This is a genomic window from Anaerostipes faecis (genome assembly GCF_910574135.1).
Lineage (GTDB): Bacteria > Bacillota > Clostridia > Lachnospirales > Lachnospiraceae > Anaerostipes > Anaerostipes hominis.
Genome location: NZ_CAJSYK010000001.1, coordinates 238,645 through 265,367, shown reverse-complemented (window position 1 = coordinate 265,367; position 26,723 = coordinate 238,645). Strand labels below are relative to the sequence as shown.

General features: G+C 44.5%; 24 protein-coding genes and 1 pseudogene. 11 read left to right on the top strand and 14 right to left on the bottom strand.

Going from position 1 to position 26,723, the window contains the following annotated elements; translation table 11 throughout:
• Positions 1 to 20: 20 nt before the first annotated feature.
• The 3 genes from srlE to QGT46_RS01345 are packed head-to-tail and all read right to left on the bottom strand — an operon-like array spanning position 21 to position 1,958.
• Entirely contained in the window at positions 21 to 1,016 is a 996-nt protein-coding gene (gene srlE / locus QGT46_RS01355) for a PTS glucitol/sorbitol transporter subunit IIB (protein WP_301589211.1), read from the bottom strand.
• On the bottom strand, positions 1,013 to 1,546 hold the full coding sequence (gene srlA / locus QGT46_RS01350; RefSeq protein WP_024728920.1) for a PTS glucitol/sorbitol transporter subunit IIC: 534 nt from the start codon (positions 1,544 to 1,546) through the stop codon (positions 1,013 to 1,015). Before srlA ends, srlE begins: the two co-directional genes overlap by 4 nt.
• Before the next feature lie 13 nt (positions 1,547 to 1,559).
• A complete protein-coding gene (locus QGT46_RS01345) occupies positions 1,560 to 1,958 on the bottom strand; it encodes a transcriptional regulator GutM (protein ID WP_024728919.1) in 399 nt (132 codons plus the stop codon).
• Between the two features lie 276 nt (positions 1,959 to 2,234).
• On the opposite strand from QGT46_RS01345, the gene QGT46_RS01340 reads away from it, so the two are divergent.
• Genes QGT46_RS01340 through QGT46_RS01330 form a run of 3 tightly spaced genes read left to right on the top strand, consistent with a single transcriptional unit; the run spans position 2,235 to position 5,384 of the window.
• Positions 2,235 to 3,500, top strand: coding sequence for a zinc-binding dehydrogenase (locus QGT46_RS01340; RefSeq protein ID WP_024728918.1), 1,266 nt, complete (start codon positions 2,235 to 2,237; stop codon positions 3,498 to 3,500).
• An 11-nt stretch (positions 3,501 to 3,511) separates the two neighbouring features.
• A complete protein-coding gene (locus tag QGT46_RS01335; RefSeq protein WP_148460296.1) occupies positions 3,512 to 4,348 on the top strand; it encodes a class II fructose-bisphosphate aldolase in 837 nt (278 codons plus the stop codon).
• Positions 4,341 to 5,384 (top strand): sugar-binding transcriptional regulator, encoded by a 1,044-nt coding sequence (locus QGT46_RS01330; RefSeq protein WP_301589275.1) that lies wholly within the window; start codon positions 4,341 to 4,343, stop codon positions 5,382 to 5,384. The genes QGT46_RS01335 and QGT46_RS01330 overlap by 8 nt, the downstream gene beginning before the upstream one ends.
• A 68-nt stretch (positions 5,385 to 5,452) precedes the next feature.
• Here QGT46_RS01330 and QGT46_RS01325 read toward each other — a convergent pair whose 3' ends face one another.
• The 6 genes and pseudogenes from QGT46_RS01325 to QGT46_RS01300 all read right to left on the bottom strand — a co-directional run.
• Entirely contained in the window at positions 5,453 to 6,301 is an 849-nt protein-coding gene (locus tag QGT46_RS01325) for a VanZ family protein (protein WP_301589204.1), read from the bottom strand.
• A gap of 2 nt (positions 6,302 to 6,303) precedes the next feature.
• Positions 6,304 to 7,473: a hypothetical protein gene (locus tag QGT46_RS01320; protein ID WP_006567941.1), complete on the bottom strand. Its 1,170-nt coding sequence runs from the start codon at positions 7,471 to 7,473 to the stop codon at positions 6,304 to 6,306.
• Positions 7,463 to 7,774 carry a hypothetical protein gene (locus QGT46_RS01315; RefSeq protein WP_148460299.1) on the bottom strand — a complete coding sequence of 104 codons (312 nt, stop codon included), beginning with the start codon at positions 7,772 to 7,774 and terminating at the stop codon, positions 7,463 to 7,465. The genes QGT46_RS01320 and QGT46_RS01315 overlap by 11 nt, the downstream gene beginning before the upstream one ends.
• Positions 7,775 to 7,888: 114 nt before the next feature.
• Complete coding sequence (locus tag QGT46_RS01310; RefSeq protein ID WP_148460300.1) at positions 7,889 to 8,212, bottom strand: hypothetical protein; 324 nt, start codon at positions 8,210 to 8,212, stop codon at positions 7,889 to 7,891.
• Position 8,213: 1 nt separating this feature from the next.
• Positions 8,214 to 8,681: a UbiX family flavin prenyltransferase gene (locus QGT46_RS01305; RefSeq protein ID WP_330655697.1), complete on the bottom strand. Its 468-nt coding sequence runs from the start codon at positions 8,679 to 8,681 to the stop codon at positions 8,214 to 8,216.
• Positions 8,627 to 9,238: pseudogene (locus QGT46_RS01300) on the bottom strand (UbiD family decarboxylase); the annotation flags it as partial. The gene QGT46_RS01305 and the pseudogene QGT46_RS01300, both read right to left, overlap by 55 nt.
• Between QGT46_RS01300 and QGT46_RS01295 the strand changes: the two are divergent.
• Complete coding sequence (locus QGT46_RS01295; RefSeq protein ID WP_301589278.1) at positions 9,147 to 9,572, top strand: hypothetical protein; 426 nt, start codon at positions 9,147 to 9,149, stop codon at positions 9,570 to 9,572. The pseudogene QGT46_RS01300 and the gene QGT46_RS01295 overlap by 92 nt on opposite strands.
• 34 nt (positions 9,573 to 9,606) lie before the next feature.
• Here the strand turns inward: QGT46_RS01295 and QGT46_RS01290 are convergent, their stop codons facing one another.
• The 4 genes from QGT46_RS01290 to QGT46_RS01275 all read right to left on the bottom strand — a co-directional run bounded on the left by QGT46_RS01290 (position 9,607) and on the right by QGT46_RS01275 (position 16,092).
• Positions 9,607 to 10,656 (bottom strand): alpha/beta hydrolase, encoded by a 1,050-nt coding sequence (locus QGT46_RS01290; RefSeq protein WP_301589198.1) that lies wholly within the window; start codon positions 10,654 to 10,656, stop codon positions 9,607 to 9,609.
• A gap of 10 nt (positions 10,657 to 10,666) precedes the next feature.
• Positions 10,667 to 12,541 (bottom strand): beta-glucoside-specific PTS transporter subunit IIABC, encoded by a 1,875-nt coding sequence (locus QGT46_RS01285; protein WP_148460303.1) that lies wholly within the window; start codon positions 12,539 to 12,541, stop codon positions 10,667 to 10,669.
• A gap of 80 nt (positions 12,542 to 12,621) precedes the next feature.
• Positions 12,622 to 13,482, bottom strand: a complete 861-nt coding sequence (gene licT / locus QGT46_RS01280; protein ID WP_006567932.1) for a BglG family transcription antiterminator LicT — start codon at positions 13,480 to 13,482, stop codon at positions 12,622 to 12,624.
• 210 nt (positions 13,483 to 13,692) lie between these two features.
• Positions 13,693 to 16,092 carry an endonuclease MutS2 gene (locus tag QGT46_RS01275; protein ID WP_006567931.1) on the bottom strand — a complete coding sequence of 800 codons (2,400 nt, stop codon included), beginning with the start codon at positions 16,090 to 16,092 and terminating at the stop codon, positions 13,693 to 13,695.
• Between the two features lie 199 nt (positions 16,093 to 16,291).
• Here QGT46_RS01275 and QGT46_RS01270 point away from each other — a divergent pair, with 199 nt between their 5' ends.
• Together QGT46_RS01270 and rlmD are read left to right on the top strand one after the other, a co-directional pair.
• Positions 16,292 to 17,233: a 3'-5' exoribonuclease YhaM family protein gene (locus QGT46_RS01270; RefSeq protein WP_006567930.1), complete on the top strand. Its 942-nt coding sequence runs from the start codon at positions 16,292 to 16,294 to the stop codon at positions 17,231 to 17,233.
• A gap of 34 nt (positions 17,234 to 17,267) precedes the next feature.
• Complete coding sequence (gene rlmD, locus QGT46_RS01265; protein WP_148460304.1) at positions 17,268 to 18,647, top strand: 23S rRNA (uracil(1939)-C(5))-methyltransferase RlmD; 1,380 nt, start codon at positions 17,268 to 17,270, stop codon at positions 18,645 to 18,647.
• A gap of 559 nt (positions 18,648 to 19,206) precedes the next feature.
• On the opposite strand, the gene QGT46_RS01260 is transcribed toward rlmD, so the two are convergent.
• Positions 19,207 to 20,664: a DDE-type integrase/transposase/recombinase gene (locus tag QGT46_RS01260; RefSeq protein WP_148459887.1), complete on the bottom strand. Its 1,458-nt coding sequence runs from the start codon at positions 20,662 to 20,664 to the stop codon at positions 19,207 to 19,209.
• 165 nt (positions 20,665 to 20,829) lie between these two features.
• On the opposite strand from QGT46_RS01260, the gene QGT46_RS01255 reads away from it, so the two are divergent.
• The 5 genes from QGT46_RS01255 to QGT46_RS01235 all read left to right on the top strand — a co-directional run bounded on the left by QGT46_RS01255 (position 20,830) and on the right by QGT46_RS01235 (position 26,698).
• Complete coding sequence (locus QGT46_RS01255) at positions 20,830 to 22,110, top strand: galactokinase (protein WP_024728382.1); 1,281 nt, start codon at positions 20,830 to 20,832, stop codon at positions 22,108 to 22,110.
• 12 nt (positions 22,111 to 22,122) lie between these two features.
• Entirely contained in the window at positions 22,123 to 23,148 is a 1,026-nt protein-coding gene (locus QGT46_RS01250) for an aldose epimerase family protein (protein ID WP_148460115.1), read from the top strand.
• A complete protein-coding gene (galT, locus tag QGT46_RS01245) occupies positions 23,141 to 24,643 on the top strand; it encodes a UDP-glucose--hexose-1-phosphate uridylyltransferase (RefSeq protein ID WP_301589186.1) in 1,503 nt (500 codons plus the stop codon). The genes QGT46_RS01250 and galT overlap by 8 nt, the downstream gene beginning before the upstream one ends.
• 17 nt (positions 24,644 to 24,660) lie before the next feature.
• Positions 24,661 to 25,656, top strand: coding sequence for a UDP-glucose 4-epimerase GalE (gene galE / locus QGT46_RS01240; RefSeq protein ID WP_024728379.1), 996 nt, complete (start codon positions 24,661 to 24,663; stop codon positions 25,654 to 25,656).
• A gap of 325 nt (positions 25,657 to 25,981) precedes the next feature.
• Positions 25,982 to 26,698 (top strand): LytR/AlgR family response regulator transcription factor, encoded by a 717-nt coding sequence (locus QGT46_RS01235; protein WP_024728378.1) that lies wholly within the window; start codon positions 25,982 to 25,984, stop codon positions 26,696 to 26,698.
• The last annotated feature ends 25 nt before the right edge of the window (positions 26,699 to 26,723 follow it).

Below are 26,723 nucleotides of genomic sequence, written 5' to 3'. Positions count from 1 at the left end.
TTTTCGTTTAACACCTGATATTAACTGTAAAGCCCAAAACTCAACAGATAGGCTACAAGTACAGCCGCAGGTCCTGTGACAAGTCTTGTAAAGAGCATGGCGGGCACGCCGGCGCTCACGGTATCGTCCTCAGCTTCCGCCAGGGTCAGCGCTACAGGTACAAAATCACATCCTACCTGAGAGTTGATGGCAAACAGTGCAGGAAGAGAATAAGCGATGGGAATGGTTCCTTTCCCGATCTCTACACCGAGGAGTACACCTACCACCTGTGCGATCACCGCACCGGGTCCAAGGACCGGGGACAGGAACGGAATGGCACAGAAAACGGACAACCCCAGAAGGCCTGGAAGACTTCCGGCCAATGGTTTAATGGCATTTGCCAGGAGATCGCCGATGCCGGTATAGTTGATGATACCAACCATGATGCTGACGAAGATCATGAACGGCAAAATGTTTTTCAGGACAATATCCAGAGTGTCCCGGCCTGCCTGATAAAATACGTTTACAATACTTCCGATGCCGCGGCCCATGCTGGTAATAAAGTTAAAAAATTGATTTCTTCCAGGGGCGGGGGAGGATTCTTTTCCCTCAGCCTCAGCCAGATCCGGGACAGCCTGCCCGGATACTTCAGGTTCAGAAGGGGCAGCCTCGCCGCTTTGGGTAATACAGTCCAGCGTAGTGCCGGATACAAAATTATCTTCTTTAATATATTTGCTGAGTGGCCCGGACGGGGAGATGGGGTGGATATCGATGGTCTTGACTCCCATTTTCGGATAAACACCGCACCGGAGTGTCCCACCGCAGTCTACCACTGCGATGATGATGGTGTCGGGTTCCACTTTATTGTTAAAGGCATCCACTACCGGGACGCCAAGCAGCGATGCGATTTTTTCAGCCAGAGGATGAATGGAGCCTCCGGTGACAGAAGCGACGACTTTCCTGGTTTCCGTTTCATAGACAGTCAATGGCCCGCCCCATCCGCTGGAGCCTTTTGTGATCGTTACAGATGGTTTCATTTTGCTGCACCTCCTTTATTTTTTGCCATGATCTTTTTCGTGAGGAATTCAGTGGCATTTCCACGAATAAAAATAACGATGACGCCGGCCAGCAGGTAACGCACGGCCAAAGGCATAGTGGAGTAGCCGAGCTTTGTAATGCCGGCTGCGATACCGGTCCAGACAAACAGTTCTCCGGCATTTCCGTGTGGAAACAGGCCGGTGATAGGGTGCGCAAAGGAGAAACACGCATCGATAAAGGCAGGTTTCTGGTCTTCCTCCACGAACCGTCCCATAGTATAGCACATGGGATTGGTCAAAAAGAAAAGGGAGATTACAGGCAGCAGGGTGTAACGGAGCAGGCGGAACCGGGTCAGTTTTTTAGAGAAATTCATGACCCTGTCCTCTCCTACCAGAGTGATGATGGCATTGATACAGGTGAGCAGGATCAGAAGATTGGGAAGAATTCCGGTGATCAGGCCCATCAGGTTTTCTCCTCCTGCGGATATGATCCCAGTAAATCCTTCGGCTAGTTTTACAAATACATTCATAAATATATCCTCCTTAACATGGACAGACAGCAGTTTTCCGTTTACCGGCAATTTGTTCTAAGGCTGAGGCAAAAGCGGCCTTATCATTTTTCCGTTTCATCAGGGCAGTGACAGAGCAGGCAGGACATCCGATATAGTCATTTTTTTGATTGAATCTGGAAAATACAGTCCGTCCCTTCATTTCATAGTAATCTACAATCTCATCTGATTCATTGACCACGACCAGCACGATAACGCCCGGGCGGAAGGTCAGGCCGGATTTGGCAGTTCCGATGGCCAGAAGATTCGGTGTATGGCGGTAGGCCTTCTTCAGGTCTTCAATGGACTGGTACATTCGTTTGATCTGAAACCAGCCGAAGGCGGCCTGAGCTGCCATTGTGACCATCAGAATCCCAAGAACATAAGTAAGCATAAAGCGGTTAGCACCTCCTTGATATGAATAGATTGACAAGAAGTTTCACGTGAACTCTTAACATGTGTTGATACTATCCTGCCCTCAAAATGAAGTCAATTCATCTGATTGTTTTGGAACATATTTTACGATTGCACAAAAATAAATACAAAAAACCAGAGTGTTCCGTAACATTTGTTCCATGTATTCACTTTTGATTGACGAAGGTAAAGGAAGGTAATTATGATGGGGTTGAATTTCAATACAAACCTGAATTATAAGAAAGAGGTGCTAACTATGCAAACACGAGCGATCAGACTTTATGGAAAAGAGGACCTGAGGCTGGATACATTTGAACTGCCGCCTATAAAGGAAGATGAGATTTTGGTAAAGATCATTTCTGATAGCGTCTGTATGTCCACTTATAAGCTGTCTAAGCAGGGGGCAGCCCACAAGAGAGCCAGGCCGGATCTTAAAGAGAGGCCTTCGGTCATCGGGCATGAGATGTCAGGAGTCATCATAGAAACAGGCGCGAAATGGAAAGACCTATACCAGGAGGGCCAGAAGTTTACGGTGCTGCCCACGGTCACTGAAAACGGCCGGATGAAAACAGCAGGTTACTACTACGAGACTTATGGGGGAGACTGCACCTACTGTATTCTTCCCCGGGAAGTTATGGAGCACGGCTGTCTGATCCCATTTAATGGAGACTCCTTTTTTGAAGCTTCCTTATCGGAGCCCACGGCCTGTATCATTGCCGGGTATCGGAGAATGTACCACACATCGGAGGAAGACCATGAACACCGTATGGGAGTGAAACCCCAGGGAAGTCTTGTGATCTTCGGAGCGTGCGGACCCATGGGACTGGAGTGTATTGACTATGCCTTACAGCTGGAAAACGGGCCTTCTAAGATTGTCGCCGTCGATATGTCCAAAGAACGGCTTAACAGAGCAGAAAAAATGCTGGTTCCTGATCCGGAAAGCGGAAAAGAGCTGTATTTTGTGAACGCAAATGAATGCCGGGATATGGCAGAGGAACTGAAAGATCTGAACGGTGGCAGAGGATATGATGATGTGTTTGTCTATGCTCCGGTGGAAGCCTTGATCGAGCAGGCGGACCGGGTGCTGGGAAAAGACGGGTGCATGAATTTCTTTGCTGGCCCTGTGGATCAATCGCTTTCAGCCAGGATCAATATGTACAATGTGCATTATTCATACACCCATCTGGTGGGATTTACCGGAAGCACCAATGAAGATCTCCATGACGCCCTGAAGTTGATGGAACAAAAAAGGATCCGCCCTACGGTGATGGTAACACATATCGGAGGCTTAAGCAGTGCCATTGAGACTACTCTGCATGTTCCGGAGATCCCGGGCGGGAAAAAAATGATCTATACACAGATCGATCTGCCGCTGACAGCTATTGAAGATTTTGCGGAGCTTGGCAGGGAGAATCCACTGTTTGAAAAGCTGGCAGTATCATGTGAGGCCCACAACGGATGCTGGAATGCGGAGGCTGAAAAGATTTTGCTGGATGAATATAATGTGGATCTGACACGATAGGGAGGAAGGGAATGTTAGTTACTTTAAAGGGATTATTAGAAGATGCTAAGAACAAAAAACAGGCGGTTGGGGCATTCAACGGAACCACATTGGAAGGAATCCGTGCCATAATCGGTGCAGCGGAGGAGCTTAGGAGGCCGGTGATCCTCCAGCATGCCCAGAGTCATGATACGATCATAGATTTAAATGAGATTGCCCCGCTGATGCTGCACTATGCAAGGAGTGCCTCTGTGCCGGTGGCAGTGCATCTGGACCACGGAAGCACCTTCAAACGGTGCATGGAGGCAATACGGGCAGGGTTTACTTCTGTTATGTATGACGCGTCTGCCAAGCCGTTTGAGCAGAATCTCATGGAGACGGCAGAGATTGTTAAAGCTGCTCACAGTGTGGGAGTATCTGTGGAAGCAGAACTTGGGCATGTGGCAAATATCAATGAGGATCCCGGGGAGGACAACATTTATACGGATCCTGCTCTGGCTGAGGAGTTTGTGAAGCGTACTGGAGTGGACTGCCTGGCCGTTGCCTTTGGCACAGTGCATGGTCTTTATGTAAAGCAGCCAAGGCTGGATCTTTCCATTGTAACTCAGATCAGTGAAAAAACCGGCATTCCCCTGGTCATGCACGGGGGCTCTGGGGTATCCGGAGACAATTACCGCAGAGCCATAAAAGAGGGAATCTGTAAGATTAACTATTATACATATATGAATACAGCGGGAGGGAACGCGGCTAGAAGCTTTGTAAAACAGTCCGGAGAACATCTGGCCTATGACTGTCTCACACTGGCGGCGACGGAAGCTATGAAGCAGGATGTGATGGCTGCCATGAGAATATTTGGAATGGATGAGTGACCTGCAGATCTGCTATAATCGTGTCAGCAGAGGGAATACAGTCAGTGTGGGAGGGAGAATGATGGCAGATGCAGAGGAAGTCAGGATGCTTGCTGAGATCACCAGGCTTTATTATGAGGAGGAATGGACACAGCAGAGGATCGCTAAAAAGTTTAATATGAGCCGGTCCCTGGTTTCGAAGCTGCTTTCTAAAGCGAGAAAGATCGGGATTGTAGAGATCATTATCCATGACGAGGAGTTTCACCCGTACAGGAAGCTGGAGGAGGAGCTTAAGAAACGGTTTCAGATCAGAGAGGCAGTGTGCGTCAGTGTGGAAAACAGTGAAAATCCGGTAAAAACAGTGGGTGCGGCAGCAGCAAAATATGTGGCGAGAAAGCTGTCCACTGTGAAGTATGTGGCAATGACGGCGGGAACTACCACCCGCCAGATCGCTGAGAGCTTTTCATCGGGTGTGCCCTTTGACCATGTGACATTTGTACCTATGTCGGGAGGATTGGGGGAAGAACGGTGGGAGATCCAGGCCAATGTGGTGTGTGAGCGGATGGCAAAGAACAGCGGGGGGAACAGCCTTCAGCTGCATGCCCCCATTGTTTTAGATTCCTATGAGGCAAAGGAAATGCTTTTAAAGCAGCACTTTATTAAAAGTGTCATGGAAAAAGCCAGAAATGCGGAACTGGCTGTGGTGGGACTCGGCAGCTCACCTCAGTATTTTGAGCTGACCGAATCTTATCTGCACGGGATCAACCGGGAGAAGGATGACATCAGCAGACGCCTGGTCGGTGACATTTCTTATAATTATTTTGACAAAGAGGGAGAACTGATAGACTGTAAATGGAACAGGCAGCTCATCTCTTTAAATATTGAAGAGATCAAACGGATTCCGGAAGTGATTGCTGTGACAGAGGGGACAGAGAAAGCGGCAAGTCTGTATGCGGCTTTGAAGCATAAGATCGTGGACGGGCTGGTGACCGATGTTCATTCCGCCAGAGAGCTGATCGAGATGGATCGGAGAAGGCTTATGGGAAAGGAAAATTAATTTTAAAATAGACTGTTTGGAAAATCGAAAATGATTTTCCAAACAGTCTATTTTACATTTAAATTCCATTACAGATAGGTTTGCATAAGATTTAGGATTATTTTAATTATAAAGTATAGAATAGCAGTGTATGATATGAATTTGCCGGTCTTAGCTCCAAGATCACTGGGATGTCTCATAGCTAAAAGAAGTCCCAGAAGGCTTAATATCAAATAGAGAAATAAACTATAATGCAGTCCGTCCAGCGAAATGATTCCATTTTGATTGCCTGACCAGATCGGAATTCCAAATCGCGCAAGAATCATATCTCCATAACAGGTCATAGGTGGAAAAGTAAAACCAAAAAACAGAGTAATGACACTGAGGACAATGGAATAAGTTCCAAGGCCAGATTTTCTGCCACTATTATATCGGTTGACCAGACAAGCTGAAACCTTAAAAAAAGTATAACCCAAAAGTCCTCCAAGGGTATTTGCAATCAGATCATCAATATCTGCCAGCCTTCCCACGAAGAAAAATTGAATGCATTCAATGAAAAGGGACAAAAGCAATATAAATAGCACTGTTTTTTTCAGACTTCGTTTTTCAGTGTGCTGCATTAAGGGGACAAATACTCCCATGGGCAGGAACAACAAGATATTTAATATGATGTAAGAAAGGTCTTCACCGATAAAAGGAATCAGATTATAGTTATGGGCTCCATTGAGACTCCAGGCATCAAAAGCAAACATGCCCGTGACAATACCAACAAAAACAAGATATACAGTAAAGAGGTACTGCAAAAACCAATTGCCGTTTTTAAAAGCTTTTGTCTTTCCCATTACTTTTAATACAATTGCAATTAATGCATAAATAATCAATCCAGCGATCAGAGCCTGGGCAAGCAGTATAGCGCCTTTAGAAAAATTTTCTCTCATGATCAATCCTCTTTCTTCCATCGGAGCACAGACAATAATGTCAGGTAACAGCCAACCGCCAGGAAAAACAGCACCGTAGTGAGCCTTGTACGAATAAATATATTCTGGTGGTTCTTGTATAGTGCTAAAAGAATCCCCTGACTGATGACAAAAGCTGAGAACAGCCAACCGAGATAAACTGTAAGATTCTTAAATGTGACGAAAAACAGCCCCTTTTCTGTTTTAATGATATGATCTCGGTATAATTTCCTGATAACCAACAGAAAAGCTAAAGCAGATGAAAGAAAAACCAGAAAAGTTTGTCCAATGGACAGGTTATATAGATTATGTTTTTCTTCTGGCGGAATGATATATTCATAGCCGGTTTCTTTCACAATTCTTTTTACTTGCTGGACAACCTGATGATACTCATTTTTATTATCATAATGTAGATACCCTTCGCACTTGTCAGATAAAAGAATCTGTTTAAAATCCAGAGTATCCTGAGGGGATAGCTTAATGCTAGGCATGATTAAATAATTGTCTAAATTGATAATTTCTTCATCAACCTTGACATTTGTTTTTTTGTCTAGAAAACCTATTATTTTACAGCGGATATTTTTAGTTGCCAGATATGAGTTTTCAACAATAGAATTTAGCTTAAAAATATGTTTATAATTTGCACCCGCCACAACAGGAACGATCTGATTAGAAGTTTTTTTATATGCAGATCGTTTAAAAAATTCTCCAGTTTGTATGCTTTGATCGAGATTTTGTCTTTTTGCATAGAGTTCTGAAACCTGCATAGATTTCAAGGGTGTGATCAGCACATCATCTATTTTTTGGTTTCCTTTCCCATTAATGAAACTTTTGCTGCCTTGAAATTTTTTTGTATAAATAAAATCTTGGTTTGATATTTCATAATAATCAATATTTTTTATATTCATAAGATGTTGATATACTTGTTTTAAAATCTTTAAAGAATCTTTTTTTCTTAGAAAGTTTTCATAACGGTAGCCTTTTCTGTCGTAATTGTCAGCTAGTAGCCAATCTCCTTGGCTGCTATTTTGAGAAATTGAAGAATTATTTCTTTCGACAAATAAGGCATAAGAATAGACAGATGATCCAAAGACAAATATGATTATAATGGTCACGAAAACCAGATAATGTTTCAGTCTGTTATTAAAATCCATAATACACACTTGAAGAATACAAATCAATCAGACAGCAATTTTTTGTGGCCCATCCGGTACTATTCTCCACTTTGCCTTTTCCCCATATTCTTTTTGAAGTTTTCCAACATCCTGTTGAATAGTCTGCCCACAATTTGACTGTAACATAATGCTTCTTGTTTGCTTTTGCTTCTTTAGCCGTGATTTCCTTAGTCGAAACCCAATGTTTTGATGCCTTGACTCTTTTATCCATGGCGAAAGCAGAAGTAGATGAGGAAAATATAGTTGTTGTGATTAATAAACCAATTAAAAGACTTTTCATGTCAATACCTTTTTTTTCTTTAAATATTAATAGCTTCCATTATATGTATATAATCTTTGTGCACTATACTATAGATGAATCTTTTAGTCAAGACTAAAAGAAACGTTAAGTTGTTTACATTTTATGAATACTATTATTAAGGACTTCTTTTATCTGGTCGTTTTCCAGACGATCATAATGGATTCCGTATTGGATACAGACGGGTTCATGCAGGCTTTCCCAGAGGGCATTGTCCCGGCGTGTACTCACATATCCGTCCTTATGTCCCGGAAACTGTAGGGTTTGAATATTTCCATTACACCCCATAAAGCTCACCGCGCCAATATGAGTGCGGTTTCCACCTGCGATAAGAACCTGGATGCCCTCATCGAGACGGGTTACATGGGCACAGATTTCATACCCAAACAATTCTGTCTTCAGCAAAGTCTGCTTTATCATTTCATTTTCCTTCCCATCGCTGAAATCCTTCAAATTCTACTCCGAACTGATCTAAAATCTTGCCGGCCACGTGCCTTGTCATATCCTCCACAGACTGAGGATGATTGTAATAACTCAGCACAGGGGGCAGGATGACGGCGCCAGCCTGGGTAACTTCATACATATTTCTCAGGTGGATGTTGCTAAGAGGACACTCCCTGGCCACAAGCACAAGCTTCCGGCGTTCCTTCAAGGTCACATCGGCGGCCCGGAGAAGCAGGCTGTCACTGTACCCGCTGTGAATCCCCGCTAAGGTTTTCATACTGCATGGAACAACGATCATACCGTCCATGGGACAACTGCCGCTGGCTGGAGCGGCACCGATATTGCGGTTATCATAGACTGTATGGGAAAGGCCCTGGAGATCCTCTAAGGTTAAATTGGTTTCCAGTGAGAGGGTTCTTGCGGCACTGTCTGTCCAGACATCCACGGGCTGGGATCAACGTCTAAAAACTGTGCTCTCTGGAACCGCTCTTTTAAGGAAAAAGGAACAGTACAGTCAAAAATGGTCTTGCAGGCGATCCCATGATACCGGATACTCGGTGAGAAGTCAGGATCATTGGACGGATCCAGCGGATGGCAGCGGACACCGGGGATGGTGATGATATCCGCATCTCCCTGGAACCTGGTGTTTATAGCCCATAACACATCATTCATATCAAAACAGTCCACATCTTCATCAACGAGGAATATGTGCTTCAGTTCGCTGAAGGCGGAAAATGCCAGAAGGGCGGCCTGTCTCTGGCGTCCCTCATCGATGGCTGTTTTTTTGCAGAATTGCAGGACCGCCATATATTTGCCCCCCCCGGCAGAACAGCAGTATACATTCTGAAGACGTCCGGGCATGGCCTTTTCGATCATTCCGATAATGCTGGCTTCTGTGGGGATACCTGCCATGGATACATGTTCTTCGCTGGGACCGATGCAGGTTTGTAAAATAGGATCTTTCCGGCGTGTCACAGCCGTCACCTTGATCATCCGGCACTGTGCTTTTCCATGGATCACCACTGGCTCTATGGGATGTCCGGCACATTCAAACAGCTTCCAGCCAAGCTTCTCAGGAGAACAATCCGCAGGCATCACACCTGAGGTTGTCCGGACCGGAAGAGTAGAATCCATTATCAGCGGCGTTGCAGTGGGTGAAGGTATCAGCCTGCTGGCAAAAAGCAACTTCCGGATCTTTCAGGCCGGCCAGGTGAAAGTTGTTCCTCTGGATCCGCCCAGGAAATTATTTGTTGTCTTTGCAAAGCTTGCGGGAACGGCGCAGACAGATGCCATGAGGATCTTTGCGGACTATATGTGCAAAGGGTGTGAGGTATAATACTATCATCACACCATCCGCTGCCTTTATTCTTTTATAGTTTTCTGATCTGTAGTGCCATTTCCATAATACAATCTTTTGTCTGCTGGCAAAATCCCAGGCGGTCATAAAAACCGTGATCCATACCCTGGTAACGGATCACCTCACACGGTATACCAGAATCCCACAATTTTTCAGCAAATAAATCGTTGGATAAGCGGAAATAGTCAAATTCGGCTTCGATGATCACCGCTTTTTTTAGTTTGGACAAATCATTTGCATAAAGCGGAGAAATCGAAGGATCCTTCACGTCTTCTCCGTTGGCTGCGTACAAATCATGAATGGTATTGTTTAAAATCCGAAAGCGGTTGAGTCTTGTCATTGCATGATTGTAGTGTTCCGGGATGACTTCATATTTATGATAGTCCCAGTAGTCCGTATCTTCGGCATAAGATAAATCCAGTGCACCGTACACAGGCATGGTCAGCGCCACTTTTTTTCCTGTTTCAGAAAGGGAGCATGAAACAGCAAGGTTGCCGCCGGCACTTTCGCCGGCAGCAGTGATTTTGTTTCTGTCCAAATTCCATTCTCCCGCATGGTCCCAGATCCAAGAGATAACCTCTTTGCAGTCATTGAGGGCTGCGGGAAAAGGATTTTCGGGAATCAGCCGGTAATCCACAGAAATGACAGTGGCTTTAGATTGTTCTGCAAGAAATCTGCATTGATGTTCAAGGACCTTCGTACTTCCTCCGAGGAAGCCTCCGCCGTGGAAGAAAATCACCGGTTTCTGCATTTGCCCGTTTGGAAGACGAAAAAAGGTAACAGGGATAAAGCGGTCAGAAAGTCTGATCAAAAAGGGTATCTGTTCTACAGTTTCATCTGTAATGTCCACATTGTTGGAGCCCATTTCAAGCCTCAGGGAAGAAAGATCCATAAAAGGTGTGAAGGGAGCTTTCTCATAGTCTGTCAGAAAAACTCCGGACTTTTCCACCTTCCCGATCACAGAAGGATCGAGGAGGTGGTTCCTGTTACAGCCGGGAATTTGTTTCAGTCTGCAGCAATCATTACTTCTAGCATAAAGAGGGATCATTTTTTCTTTAAACATATAGATCTCCTTATAATGATTCAATGAGCAGCAGATCTTCCTGGGAAGAGACGGATCCCTCCCGGAGTAAGGTCATTTTTCTCTCGGAGCCGCCTGATGTATCAACAATGATGACCGTAGGGTCAAACCCTGCTTTTTTAATCTCATCTATTTCAGCGGCAGCAATTAAATCTCCAGGCATGACAATATCACCAGTCTTTACATGAGACTTAAAGTATTTCCCATCTAATTTTACCGTGTCGATTCCGATATGTATTAAAAATTCTTCCTGGTTTTCACTTACAATGCCATATGCGTGCAGGGTCGGATAAACGGCGGCCACAGTTCCAGCAACAGGCGCTGTAATTTTTCCATTTTCGGGAATGACGGCAATACCTTTTCCAAGTGCCTCAGAGGAAAATGCAGGATCCTTTACTTTGTTCAAAGGGAGAACTGTACCGTCAGCAGGCGCATGTACTTTGATTGCTACAGCTTTGGATGTGGATGTACTGAGCTCTGTATGATCTGCCGTGACATTTACATCAGCCCGTTCTGATTCCGGTATCATAGAATCATTAAAACCGAAAAGATAAGTAAGAACAGCGGAAATCAGGAAAGCACCAAAATAGGCGATTACAAACCCGGTAAATCCGGCACCGAAGTAAGCAGGGAAGGTTGGAACGGCAGCGACGGCTACAGCCATAGCCCTGGCACCGCAGGCTCCTGCAACGGCACCACCGATACCTCCTCCGATGATAGCAGCCGCAAATGCTCTGCGATATTTTAATGTAATTCCATAAATCGCGGGTTCAGAGATTCCGAAAAATCCCATGAGAGCCGCAGGGGCCGCGATCTGTTTCAGCCGTTGATCTTTTGTTTTCAGCCATACACCGAAAGCAGCGCCTGACTGGGCGATAATGCTGGGACCAAATACAGCCAGGATGGTATCAAAACCAAACTTTTCAATGTTGGAGAAAATGATCGGGAATAATCCCCAATGAATTCCGAAAATAACAAGCACCTGAGCAATGGCGCCGATGAAACCTCCCGCAATCATAGGGTTAAATCCATACAGGTTCATGTAAAATCCTGCTATCGTATTACTGAGCATAGAGCCAAGAGGTCCAAAGACGGTTATCGTCACAGGAACTACAATTAGGAGAGAGAAAAATGGAGCAATTCGGCTTCTGATCTTCTCAGGAAGCAGTTTTGCGAGGCCTTTTTCTACATATGAGAGCAGTAAGATCGCAAATATAATTGGAAATACGCTGCTCTTAAATGTGGTCAGCTGTACAGGAATACCTAAAAAGCTGATAGCCTTTCCGGCATCATAAAGAGCCGTCAGATTCGGATATAATAATGCTCCGGCAATTGTTACGGACACAAACATATTTGTCTTAAAGCGTTTGGCGCAAGTGATCGCCAGCACCACTGGAAGAAAATAATATAGACTGTCCGCAGCTGCATTTAAAATCTGATAGGTTCCGCTGGCGTCCGTCAAAATACCGGATGCAGTGAGGATGCTCAAAAGTCCCTTTAAAATACCAGCGCCGATCAGAACGTCAATGAGGGGAGTAAACAGGCTGGAGATGATCTCCAGAGCTGACCCTAAAAACCCTTTCTTTTTCTGACTGCCGGCCTCCGAAGAAGCAGAAGAACTCTGCGGAAAGATCCCCTGGAGTTCTTCATAAATGTACTGGACCTGGGGACCGAGTACAATCTGGGTCTGTCCTGCCACATCCATCACAGATAGAATACCATCCAGCTTATCAAGACTATCCCGGTCGATTTTGCCGGAATCTTTCAGGTCAAGGCGAAGCCTTGTGGAGCAATGGGAATAAGAAATCACATTCCGCTTCCCACCTACTTTTTGCAGAATTTCTTCTGCCATTTGTCTGTTTGTCATGTTGTTTCCTCCTTAAGATTGAAATAATTTATCTTAAGTCTTGCCTGCCCGAAGCAGTCACAATCTTAGCAACTTATGATTTACAGCTTTCTGCTCTCTGACAGCAGCCGTTCAATGTGAATGGTCAGATAGACCTGTTCACTTTTCGTAATGGTGTAGTTATAGCTTTTTTGTATATATAAAGCGATCTTCCGGGAACATTGAAATGCTTCCGGCATGTTTTCCTGAACCTGAGGGTATAAAAAGGATGCTTCTTCTGCCGGAGGCTCATTCATCATAAGCCGCTGGGAAAAGAATTTTAAATGCAGTATGAACCTTGTATAGTTTAAGGAATTTTCATCAAAATCTATTTTAAACTCATATTGTACAATGCTGCAGATTCCTTTGATCAGCCTTGTCATATCGATGACTGACTGGATTTCGTGACCGTTAAGTTCTGCATTAATAATATGCAGGGCAACAAAACTGGCTTCATCTTCCGGAAGCTTTACATTGAGAGTGGAATTCATTAGTTTGATCGCTTCCAACGCAATCTGATATTCCTTAGGGTAGAACCGTTTGATTTCCCACATCAACTGATTTTGGAACAAAAGTCCTTGTTTAAAACGTTCTACTGCATAATACATATGGTCACATAGAGTCACATAGATATTCTGATTTAATTCCTTAGAAAGCTTTTGTTCTGCATGCTGTTTAATCTGATCCGCCAGATAAAAGTAGTCAATAGGAATCTGTTTTAACAGCTCCGAAAGTCTGTTTCCTGTAGCTTCTTCTTTCAGTATAAAAATTCGTTCAATTTTTTCTGCCTCCACCGGATCCCCTTTTCTCTTCTGAAAACCCAGTCCAAGGCCTGTGAGAATAATGTCCTGTCCCTCTTGGTTTTTTGAAAATATGACATTATTGTTTAAGACCTTTTTAACATGAAAGCACTCCTGCTCCATTTTTATCCCTCCCCCAAATATAAAAAGAGACCTAAATTATAATAAGACATAACTCATGCCTTATTATAATTCAGGTCTCGCCTATTCTATAATAGTCACGATCCCTATCGAATTGTTGATACAAATTTATCACAGCCGCTGCGAACTGTCAACTGGATGTTGAGAATTTGTATAAATGTGATAAAAACAAAATCAAACTTTGGTCAGATATTACAACATGATAACCGTAACACCCATATCTCCCTCACCGAATTCTCCGTCTCGGTATCCAGAGATCCGTTTTTGTTTTTTCAGAGTCTTTAAGTAGTTATGGATCCCTTTTCTCAGGGCCCCTGTTCCCTTTCCGTGAATGACGGTAATCTGTCCAAGGTTTGCCAGACAGGCATCATCAATGAACTTATCAAGCTGGGAGACGGCTTCATCCACTGTCATACCAAGGACGTTGATTTCAGGACGGATACTGGAAGACTTATTGATCGCAGTCCGCCCACTGTTTCTGGCTTCATTTCTTGCATTTTCCCGTTTCACCTGTTTCACACTCTTAGTGATCTCCAGGTCTTTGACATTGACTTTGGAGCGCATCATTCCCATCTGTACATACAAGTCTCCTTTGGAGTTGGGAAGTGTCTGGACTGTGCCGCTCAGGGAAAGGCTGGTCACATAAACCTCATCTCCAACCTGAAAATCTCCAGGTTCATGTTTTTTGGACGCTCTGTTTTTAGAACGATATGCCATATCTTTTTCCAGTCTGGACATTTTGCCGCGAAGATCACTTCGCATATGCTCCATTTTCCTGTTTGCATCTTTGCCTGACTGCTTCTTTAAATTGTTATATTCCTTGATCGTCTCATCGGCAGTTTCCTTTGCCTCGGAAATAATCCGGTAGGCTTCCTCACGGGCCTCGCGGAGAAGTTTCTCACGCTTTTCTTTTATATTTTCCTGGCGTTCCTTCAGACTCTTTCTCAGGTTTTCGATCTCTTTCCGGTATTCAAAGATTTCTTCCTGTTCCTGCTCAATCGTCTGCTTGCTCTTTTCCAGATCAGCCAGTATGGTCTCAAAATCTTTTACTGATTCATCAATCTGATCCGATGCATGCACAATAATATGGTTATCGAGTCCCAGCTTCCGTGAAATCGCAAATGCATTACTTTTTCCGGGAATGCCGATCATCAGCCGATAGGTCGGGGATAATGTCTCTACATCAAATTCACAGGAAGCATTTTCAACTCCGTCCGTTGAGAGCGCAAACATTTTCAGTTCGCTGTAATGAGTCGTCGCCATAGTTTTTACGCCCCGGTCATGCAGGTCCGTCAGAATGGATATAGCCAGGGCAGCGCCTTCCACCGGATCGGTTCCGCCGCACAGCTCATCCAGCAGCACCAGAGAGTGACGATGGGCATTCTGAATGATAGAGACAATATTGGTCATGTGGGAGGAGAAAGTACTCAGGTTCTGTTCAATACTCTGTTCATCTCCGATATCCGCGAATACCTCTTCATAAATTCCCAGACTGGAACCCTGGAATGCAGGAATATGAAGGCCTGCCTGCCCCATCAGTGTAAATAAGCCCACGGTCTTTAATGAAACGGTTTTACCCCCTGTATTTGGCCCGGTAATGACCAGCATAGAAAATGCATCGCCGAGAGAGACGTTAATCGGAACCACTTTTTTAGGGTCAAGCAGAGGGTGGCGCCCCTGTTTGATATTGATCACGCCGTCTTCTCTGAAAATCGGTTTGCTGCCGTTATAGTCTTTGGCATATTTAGCCTTTGCAAAAATAAAATCAAGCAGAACCAGAAGCTTTTGGTTCTGTGCCAGACCATCCATATCGTAGGAAGCCTGTTCGCTTAAAAGCGATAATATACGCTCGATCTCTGTCTGTTCCTGTCCCTCCAGCTCTTTTAACTGATTGTTCAGAGTCACCACCGCCATCGGCTCGATAAACAGAGTAGAACCGCTGGAAGACTGGTCATGTATCATTCCTTTAAACTGTCCGCGGTACTCCTGTTTTACCGGAATACAATAGCGTCCGTTTCTCATGGTCACAAGGGCATCCTGAAGCATGTCTTTGTTGGAGGAAGAACTGACCATAGCCGTGAGCTGGCTGTGGATCTTCTGATTGGTCAGTTTCATATTTCTGCGGATGTCTTTTAAGGCGGAGGAGGCATCATCACTGATCTCTTCCGGTGAAATAATACAGTGTCTGATATCCTTTAACAGGCCGTCCATCGGTACCAGAGACTCAAATACAGAATCCAGAGAATCGGCATCCGCCATATCATCCCGCTGTGCACCGTAGGCCAGTGCATTTTTTACTGCCTCCAAAAGACCGGCAATCTCCAGAAGTTCTCCGGCACTCAAAGTCCCTTTCATTTTCAGGCGTTTCAGAGAAGCCCCCAGATCATGTACTCCAAAAAATGAAATACTTCCCTGTTTATAAAGTCTGGTCAGGGCATCCTGTGTCTGTTCCTGGGCCAGGGATATTTCCGGTTCATCCGTCATCGGCTCTAATTTTTCACAGGCGGCTTTTCCAAGCTCTGTGGTGGCATACGCTTTAAGCCTTTCGATGACCTTGTCATATTCTAATGTATTTAAAACTTTTTGATTCATATTTTTTCCCTCAGATTATTCAAAAACCATTATTTATAGAAGGTTTTCTTTTTTAGATTTAGAAAAAGTGTAGCATAAAATATGTGGCATGTAAACGAGCCAAACGGCAATTTTCCAGTGGATTTTCGGGGCAGTTTATGTAATAATAGGGAAAGTAAAAGAGGTGCGGGCTCTAAGGCGGCCCTAGAAAGGTTAAATTATGAGATATATAAGTGAGCTGCATGAAGGAGATATGGTTTCGGAGGTATTTTTGTGCAAGACAAAGACATCCGGCACATCAAAATTTGGAAAGACCTATTATTCTCTTTCGCTCCAGGACAAAACCGGAATGATCGACGGAAAAGTATGGGAACTTAACAATGCCATCGGACATTTTGAGGCCATGGATTATATCATGGTGAAAGGGAAGGTCACAAACTTCCAGGGAAATAATCAGCTGAATATTGAAATGATCCGGAAGGCAGATGAAGGAGAATACCAGATTTCCGATTATATGCCATCCACAAAAAAAGATATCGATGAAATGTTTGATGAGCTTTTAACAATGATCCAGAGAATTCAGAACCCGTATTTAAAAGAACTTGCCATGAAGGTTTTCGTAGAAGATAAAGAGTTTGTAAAGAAGTTTAAGATTCATTCTGCTGCAAAAAGTGTACATCACGGATACATCGGCGGCCTGCTGGAGCACTCTGTCAGCGTGGCAAAGTTATGTGAACAGTATGCAGTTCTGTATCCGCAGTTAAACAGAGACCTGCTCGTCACAACGGCACTGTTCCATGATATCGGAAAGGCAGAGGAGCTCTCAGCATTTCCTGAAAATGATTATACAGACGAAGGCCAGTTAGTGGGACATATTGTCATGGGAACGATCAAGCTTTCCAAACTCATGGATGAGATCCCGGGATTCCCTGTAAAGCTTGCCAACGAAGTGAAACACTGTATTCTGTCCCATCACGGGGAACTGGAATTCGGTTCACCGAAAAAACCTGCATTGGCAGAAGCACTTGCACTGAGCCAGGCTGATAATCTGGATGCTAAGATGGAGACATTTGCAGAGGTGATCGAGAAGAAGCAGGAAGGCCAGGAATGGTCCGGTTTCCAGCGTTTGTTTGACACAAAGATCAGAGAATCATCCATTTAATTTTCATTTATGGATGATGAAATAAGAGGTGCCTATGGAATTTAAAAAGAATCAATTAGTGGAAGTGGAAATTGATGATATGGGCAATGAAGGAGAGGGCATCGGCCATGCAGACGGCTATGCCCTCTTTTTAAAAGATGCCGTCGCGGGGGACAAAGTCCTTGCCCGCATCATCAAGATAAAGAAAAATTATGGATTTGCAAGAGTAGAAAAACTGCTTGTCCCGTCTCCTGACCGTGTGGAGCCCAGATGTCCTTCCGCACGTCCGTGCGGCGGATGTACTCTCCAGCATCTGTCTTATGAAAAGCAGCTGGAGTATAAATTTAATAAGGTAAAAAACTGTCTGGAACGAATCGGCGGGATTGAAAATGCAGGCTCTTTCATGGAACCGATTTATGGAATGGACGAGCCGTATTATTATCGGAACAAAGCCCAGTTTCCTGTGGGACGGAACAAGGATGGAAAACTGATCACCGGGTTTTATGCGGGACGGACTCATTCTATTATTGACTGTACCCACTGTTCAATTCAACATCCGGTCAATGAGGAGATTCTTAAAAAGGTTCTTGATTACATGGAGAGGAACCATGTGGAGCCTTATGACGAAAAAAATCATAGAGGATTGGTGCGCCATATCATGACCCGAGTTGGGTTTGTCACAGGGGAAATCATGGTATGTCTCGTGGTGAACGGCAGGAAGAAGGATCTTCCGAATCTTTCTGAACTGGTGGAGTCTTTAAAAGAGGTTGAGGGTATGACCAGCATTTGTGTCAACAGCAACCGGGAGAGGACAAACCGGATTATGGGAAGTAAGGTAGAAGAGGTTTATGGACCTGCTTATATTTATGACTATATTGGGAATGTGAAGTATCAGATCGGGCCGCTGTCATTCTTTCAGGTGAATCCAAGGCAGACGAAGGTTCTGTATGAGAAGGCCTTGGAGTATGCCGGGCTCTGCGGGGATGAAACTGTGTGGGATCTTTACTGTGGGATCGGAACGATTTCTCTGTTCCTGGCACAGAAGGCAAAGCAGGTCTATGGGGTTGAGATTGTAAAGGAAGCCATTGAAGATGCCAGATTGAATGCCAGGATGAACCGTATGGATAATGTGAAGTTCTTTGTGGGGAAGGCGGAGGAAGTACTGCCACGAGAGTATGAGAAGAATGGGGTTTATGCGGATGTGATCGTTGTTGACCCGCCCCGGAAAGGGTGCGATAAGGCATTGCTCGATACTATGGTGAAGATGGGGCCGGAGAGGATTGTGTATGTCAGCTGTGATCCTGGGACATTGGCTCGGGATTTGAAGGTGCTGGGGGGAGAAGGATATGAAGTTCGGAAAGTGGCGGTTGTGGATCAGTTTGGGCATACGGGGCATGTTGAGTGTGTGGTATTGTTGACTAAAGTACATAATTAAAAGTGTGAAAAACACCTTAAAATAAGGGACTTTTAGCATTTTTAAGGCTCGGCAAATCAGGTATAAAAACAGTCCGAAAACCTGCGTAAAACCTAGGAATTTTGAAGGTTGAGCAGACAAGAATATTAAAGTAGGTCGAGTATACAAAAATGTTTACTTTTGATAGAACAGTTATTTAACATAAGAAAATAGCCTACTCAATATTGATAGGCTACTTAACATTGAGCAAGTGAATTGATGATAGTGTCAAGTGATGTATGAAAAAGCTGAGCATAAAAAATAGGCTCAGATGAACCTTGAAACCTGTAGATATTGATAACGTTAAGCTCTCCGAGGGCTTAGGGCGCTGCCCTAAGTACCCGCAAGGGACTTGTCCCTTGACCTAATATCAGACTTTGCCCGAACCCATCCTCGCCGGAAGGCAGGAAAAGGGCGCAGTTGCCCCTTTTCTGCTAAACAGGATAATCCGAGAACCCTTATGTCAAGCAACTTTCGCGGCATATCCTTGTGCGGTGCACTGTGGTATTCCACGGTTTGCGTGACAACGGTTCCACTCCTTTTAGGCTGTGGTCCGGTTTTGAAGATTCAGGATCGTCTGTTGACCAAGGAATATAAGAAGCTGCCACTTGCCGGGCATGTTTTCGGCTCCTTTTAGCAGTTCCACCTCATTTAGGACTTTATATCCTGTGTGTTTGTGAGGACGAAGGAAATTGTAGTAAGCAACCCATAGAGCAAGGTCATAGTTGGCGCCGTCGATGTTGTCAAAGCCGTTCGTAGGTCTGTAAGAGACCTTGTATGTACGATTGAGCCTTTCAATCATCTGCTTGTATGGTCGGAATTCTTTTGACACTTCATCGTCGTTGGTAAGTCCAATTACCTGAGTGATGCTGAACTTAAATTTATCACCAAACTCATGGAAGAACTGCTGGGCAGCTAATGGATAGGCACTGTATCCATCCGCAATAAATTTAAAGTTTTTCGGAAGCTCTTTTAGATTTCGGAAAGCCATTCTCATCGCAAGGATACAGGGACCAACACCGCGATTATCAGAGATCCGGTATCCAATGATGGAACGTTTTGCAGCATCCATAATGAACCAGACGTAAGCTTTAACACCACGGATTTTGATATAGGTTTCATCAGCCGTGAAGACGGATTCGGTGCCATAATCGTAATGATCGACAAAGGGTTTGATGCAAAGAGCTGCGGATTTACAGTAGTTGGCAATGCTCTGATGAGAGATAGTGATACCGTAAAGGTCATGGAGCGCCTGCTTAGTTTTCCTGAGAGAAAGTCCAAGATTCACATGCATAGTCAGACATAGAGACATGGTGTGGGAATCAAACTTGGTGAATTTGAGAGAAGAGGCATTCTTTGGGAGAGAGTTTAAATCCATCCGAAAGAAATCTATCGTGAATTCACGGTAGATGTAGTGAAGCTTATATTTATTTTTACCGTAATCCTCATTCAGATGCTTTTTATCAACTTTTTTCAGGTTGTGCAGATAGTAAGGACACTTAGGATTTACGCATTTATGAATAATAAAGTGTTTACGGTCTTTCTTGTGTTCAAGATTGCGGTTGCAGTGAGGACACTTTAACACGGTAGTTTTGGAAAAACGGTTATCTTTGGTTGGAGAAAAATGTGTCTGGCAGACCTTGCACAGCACTTGGGATTTTCGTTTCCCATCGTTCCACGTGAGATAGTCAACCGGCGCACCGCAAACAGGACAGTGACAGGATTTGGGAATATCACATTCCACGCGTCTGAACACAGGCTTAATGGATTTATGGTAACGCCGTTGATAGTAAGAGATGAGATCCTTCCAGTTCCATTCCTGTTTATAGGAAATGATTTTGGGGAGCTGATCAATTTTAAATTTTTGATATTTCGGAGAATGGGAATCATCGAAAGCCCACTGCTTAAGTGGGATGTATCTACAGATAAAGTGAATAAGCCAGCAAAGTTGTTTATGTTGGTATTGAATAAGTTGAAGTAAATAAAGTATAATGTCCATGAGCAATGAACTCCTTTCGTATTATGTTTGGTTGTGGTGACTACATTATACTTCAAAAAGGGAGGTCATTGCTCTTTTTATTGCAAACTCCCATAAAATCAAGGTTAAAACAATAAGACAGGTAGTAAAACTTGACACTACCTGACATTCTGCGGAGGTGGAAAGATGAAAGATTCAAGTGTGTTGATCAAAGAATTTAAAAAAGGAACTTATGAGAGTCTGTTGAAAGATATTTATGTAGATGACAGTGTGCTGGAATATCAGAGAGAAAGATACATAAAAGCACTGAATCAGTATGAAGAAATATTCGGGGAAGAGGAAGTGGAGATCTATTCTGCACCGGGACGAAGTGAAGTGGGGGGCAATCACACGGACCATCAATATGGTAAGGTTCTTGCAACGTCTATTAACCTGGATGCCATTGCAGTGACTGCCAGGACAGAAGATGAGAAGATCACGATAGTATCTGACGGATATGAGCGCATGGAAATCGGTTTAAACGACCTGCCTGCCAAAGAGGATGAAAGAGAAACCTCTCTGGCACTAATCAGGGGGGTTGCCGCCAGGCTGAAACAGAAAGGTCATAAGATAGGAGGTTTCCGGGCATATATCACCAGTGATGTGCTGATCGGCGCAGGAATGTCTTCCTCCGCAGCCTACGAAACCTTGATTGGTACGATCCTGTCCGGACTGTACAATCAGATGAAACTGGACCCGGTGTTCTTAGCCCAGGCGGGCCAGTATGCAGAAAATGAATATTTTGGGAAACCATGCGGCCTGATGGATCAGATGGCGTCTTCTGTGGGAGGAATGATCTATATTGATTTTGAAAATCCGGAGGAGCCGGAAGTAAAGCAGGTAAAAGTTGACTTTGAAGGTTTTGGACACAGCCTCTGCATTGTGGATACGAGAGGGTCCCATGCGGATCTGACAGAGGACTATGCCATGATTCCGTCTGAAATGAAGCAGGTGGCCCATTATTTTGAAGAAGATGTGCTGCGGAAAGTAGACAAGACCGACTTTTATCTGAATATACCGGCCATCCGTGAAATCCTTGGGGACCGGGCCGTGCTCCGCGCCATGCATTTGTTTGAGGAAAATAAGAGGGTGGAAGAAGAGGCGGAGGCTCTGGAACAGGGAAAATTCGAGGTCTTCAAAAAACTGGTGAAGGATTCAGGAGATTCCTCTTTCAAGTATTTACAAAACGTATATTCCAATCACCAGGTGAACAACCAGAGTGTTTCCATCGGACTTGCAGTCAGTGATGTGATATTGAAAGACAGAGGTGTGAGCCGTGTCCACGGGGGAGGCTTTGCAGGAACCATTCAGGCTTTTGTACCGGATGAGATCGTTCCGCTGTATCAGAAAACCATGGACAGTGTATTTGGAGAAGAAGCGTGCCATATTTTGAAAGTCCGCAAATACGGCGGAATGAAAGTTTTATAGGGAGACAGGACAATGGCGGAGATGAAAGTGATCGAACAGCGACAAGACGGCATTGACATCATTGAGATGAAGAATCAGGATCTGACAGTGAGAGTTACAAATCTGGGATGCCACATCCTTTCGGTCTGGATGAAAGACAACAAAGGAAATATAGACGATGTTGTGCTCGGACTTCAAAATATAGAAGACTATAAGGAGGATGACAAATATATCGGAGGAATCCTAGGAAGGGCGGCGAACCGGATCAAAGACGGAAAGTTTACCCTTAACGGACAGGAGTATTATCTGCCGGTCAATAACGGACCGAACCATCTTCACGGAGGCACAGAAGGGTTCGATAAGAAAGTCTGGGATTATGAGATCCGGGACCATAAAGTGATCTTTTCCTATCTGTCAAAAGATATGGAAGAAGGATATCCTGGAAACTTGAAGATACATGTTTCCTATGAACTGACAGGAAATACGTTTACCATGGTTTACTACGGAACGACCGACAAGGACACGATTGTAAATCTGTCCAACCACACCTACTTTAACCTGTCCGGAGGAAAAGAAAAGGTTTATGACCATAAGCTGAAAATAAAAGCAGCTCAGATTGCCTGTGTAGACCAGGACGGATGTACTACCGGCGAAAAACTCTTCGTGGACGGCACCCCATTCGATTTCAGAAAATTCCACAGGATCGGGGAACGGATCGATGAAGATCATGAACAGCTTAACTTTGCAGGAGGGTATGACCACGCTTTTGTTTTCAGCGGGCAGAAAGACCAGATCACGCTGTTTCATGAAGAAACAGGGAGAAAAGTGACAGTTTCCACGAACCTTCCGACTGTACAGCTTTACACTTCAAACTTTCTGGAAGGAGGCTTGCCGGGGAAAGAGGGAAGAGTCAACGAAAACAGGGACGGTGTCTGCCTGGAAACCCAGTTCATTCCAAATGCTGTCAATCTTGAGGAAAAGCCACAGGTGATCCTCAGAAAAGGCGGCAGTTATGCAGTGTTTACCGCTTTTAAATTCGAGGTGCAGGAAGATGATTGATGAATATATTGCAAAATTAGTACAGTATGGGCTCGATAAAAAACTGATCGAACCGGAGGACAAGATTTACACGATCAATCAGTATCTGGAGATCTTTAAGCTGGATGATTACGAGGAGCCCAAAAGACCTGCCGGGGAGATCGATCTGGAAGAAATCCTGACAAAACTGACGGATGAGGCATATGACCGTTATATTATAAAGAGCAATGATGTCGTGACGAGAGATCTGTTTGACACAAAGCTCATGGGTGTTTTGGTGCCGAGGCCAAGCCAGGTGATACGGGATTTCCGGGAGAAGTATCAAAAAAGTCCGGAAGCAGCCACCGAATTTTTCTATAAGTTCAGTCAGGATACAGACTATATCCGCAGATACCGTGTGAAGAAGGACTGGAAGTGGACCGTAGACAGCCCATATGGAATCATTGATATTACCGTGAATCTCTCCAAGCCGGAAAAGGACCCGAAGGCCATTGCCGCGGCAAAGAATGCGGCGCAGAGCCGTTATCCCAAATGCCAGCTGTGCATGGAAAATGAAGGGTATGCAGGGCACATGAATCACCCGGCGAGACAGAATCACAGAGTCATTCCGGTTACAGTCAACGGCAGCAGATGGGGATTCCAGTATTCACCGTATGTTTATTACAATGAGCACTGTATCGTATTTAACGGAGAGCATGTGCCTATGAAGATTGACCGGACGGTTTTTGTGAAGCTGTTTGATTTTGTGAGGCAGTTTCCCCATTACTTTTTAGGCTCCAATGCAGACCTTTCGATCGTCGGAGGCTCTATTTTGTCCCACGATCATTTCCAGGGAGGACATTACCAGTTTGCAATGGCAGATGCGAAGATCGAAAAACATTATACGATCAAGGGATTTGAGGATGTGGAGACGGGAATCTTAAACTGGCCGCTGTCAGTGCTCCGAATCCGGTCAAAGGACGAGAATCGGCTGATTGATATGGCGGATCATGTCCTAAAAGTATGGAGGGAATACAGCGATGGGGATGCCCATATTTATGCACAGACCGGCGGGGAACCGCACAATACCATCACTCCGATTGCGAGAAAGACCGGGGAGACCTATGAGCTGGATCTTACTTTGAGAAATAATATTACGACTGCAGAACATCCTCTGGGGCTGTTTCATCCTCATGAACAATATCACCATATTAAGAAAGAAAATATCGGTCTGATCGAAGTCATGGGTCTTGCGGTGCTGCCATCCAGATTAAAAAAAGAAATGGAGCTTCTTGCGGAGTGCCTTGTATGTAAAACTCCGATCGAAGAATATGAATGTCTTAGAAAGCATGTTGACTGGGCGGAGCAGTTTGTGCCAAAATATAAGGAGATCAACAAAGAGAATGTCATGGATATCCTGAAAGAAGAGATCGGACAGATATTTGTAAAAGTCCTTGAGGATGCAGGAGTTTATAAATGCACCGAAAAGGGCAGGAAACAGTTTGAGAGATTCATTTTTACACTGGATCAGCAGTAAGAAAGGCGGAATGAAATATGAAGATTTTAGTATTAGGCGGAGCAGGCTACATCGGGTCCCATACGGTTTATGAACTGACTGATGCGGGAGAAGACGTTGTGATCATTGATAACCTGGAGACCGGATACAAAGAGGCGGTTCACCCGAAAGCCAAATTCTATCAGGGAGATTTAAGAGACAGGGCATTTGTGGACAGCGTTCTGGATCAGGAGACCGGCATCGATGCGGTCATCCACTTTGCGGCAAACTCACTCGTAGGTGAGAGCATGACGAATCCCCTGAAATATTATGACAACAACCTGTGCGGCACAAAGACCATGCTGGAATCTATGGTGGCACACGGCATCGATAAGATTGTTTTTTCTTCTACGGCGGCGACCTATGGAGAACCGGAGAAGACTCCGATCCTGGAGACAGACCGGACAGAGCCGACCAATACTTATGGCGAGACAAAGCTCTCCATGGAAAAGATGTTCAAATGGGTGGGCAAAGCACACGGACTCCGGTTTGTATCACTGCGCTATTTTAATGCATGCGGAGCCCATAAAAGCGGAGAGATCGGCGAGGCCCACAATCCGGAGACCCATCTGATTCCGCTGATCCTTCAGGTGCCGAACGGAAAAAGAGAAGCGATCAGTATTTTCGGAACCGATTATCCGACCAAAGACGGGACCTGCGTCAGGGACTATATTCATGTGACGGATCTTGCACAAGCGCATATCCTCGCGGTAAAATATCTGATGGAAGGAAATGAAAGTGATATCTTCAATCTCGGAAATGGAATCGGCTTTACGGTCAAAGAGGTGATCGAGACTGCAAAAGAGGTAACGCAAAAACCGATCAAGGCAGTGGAAGAAGGCCGGAGGGCCGGGGACCCTGCAGTGCTGATCGCATCCAGTGAGAAGGCAAAGAAAGTCCTTGGGTGGAAGCCGGAACATGCGGATCTTCATGAGATCATTGAGAGTGCATGGAAGTGGCACAGCACACATCCGGAAGGATATCAGAGCAAATAATACAAGTAATATAATGTAAAAAATGGAACGGTTATCAGGAAATTAGAACGTATATCTGGATTTCCACCAATATGCTTGACGATCATACGGTATTGTTCTATACTGACCACAAGCTTGGCGGGTTTTGTTGTTGATCAGCAGAGACAACATCCTTAGAGAATGTAATCCCAGAATCTGCCGGAGCACAGACAAATATTTATCATAATTAAAAAAAGCAGGCATGATGCATTTTTTATTGCACATGCCTGTTCTTTTTTGCATTTGGCGTGGGAAAGGGGTAAAATATGATTATATTTTACGTTTTATAATATAGAAAGGACTGAGGATGGAGAGAACGTTAAAAATAGCAATCTGTGACGATGAACAGACTTATTTGGATATCTTGGAAGATGAATGCCTCCGGTTCCTGGAGTGCAGAAATCAAAAGGCACAAATCTTCTGTTTTCAAAGGGGAAAAGCTCTGCTTTCTTCGGAGGATGAGTTCGATATCATCCTGCTCGACGTGGAACTGCCGGATATGGATGGATTTTCTGTTGCGGAAGAGTGGAAGAACCTTCAGAGACCCGGAAAGATCATTTTTATAACGAGCCATGATGAATGGGTCCAGAGAGCTTTTAAGGTTCAGGCATTCAGGTATCTGTATAAAAGTGGAAGCGGACAGGAGCTTTTGGAGGCGCTGGAAGATGCGCTCAAAGATATGAACGACAATGAAGGGATTGTGCTGGAAGGAAAGGAGGAGAGCAGATTCGTATACTTCCGGGAGATTCGATGGATCGAAGCTCTGGGCGATGAAATAGCGGTGTTTCTTGTGGGAGGGCATCTGATCGTGAGATTGTCTCTGAAAAAGATTGAGGGGTGTTTGGATGAGAGGTTTCAGCGGATCCACAAGGGATACATTATTAATTTCCAATTCGTAGAGCATTATTATAAAGAACGGCTTGTGCTGTTCTGCGGAAAGGAATTTCAGATTTCCAAGAGGAAACAGAAGGAAGTCAAGAAACACTATTTTGAGTATATAACCAAATATGCAAAGGTGATTTAATGAACCCATATGGAAAATGGGCAGT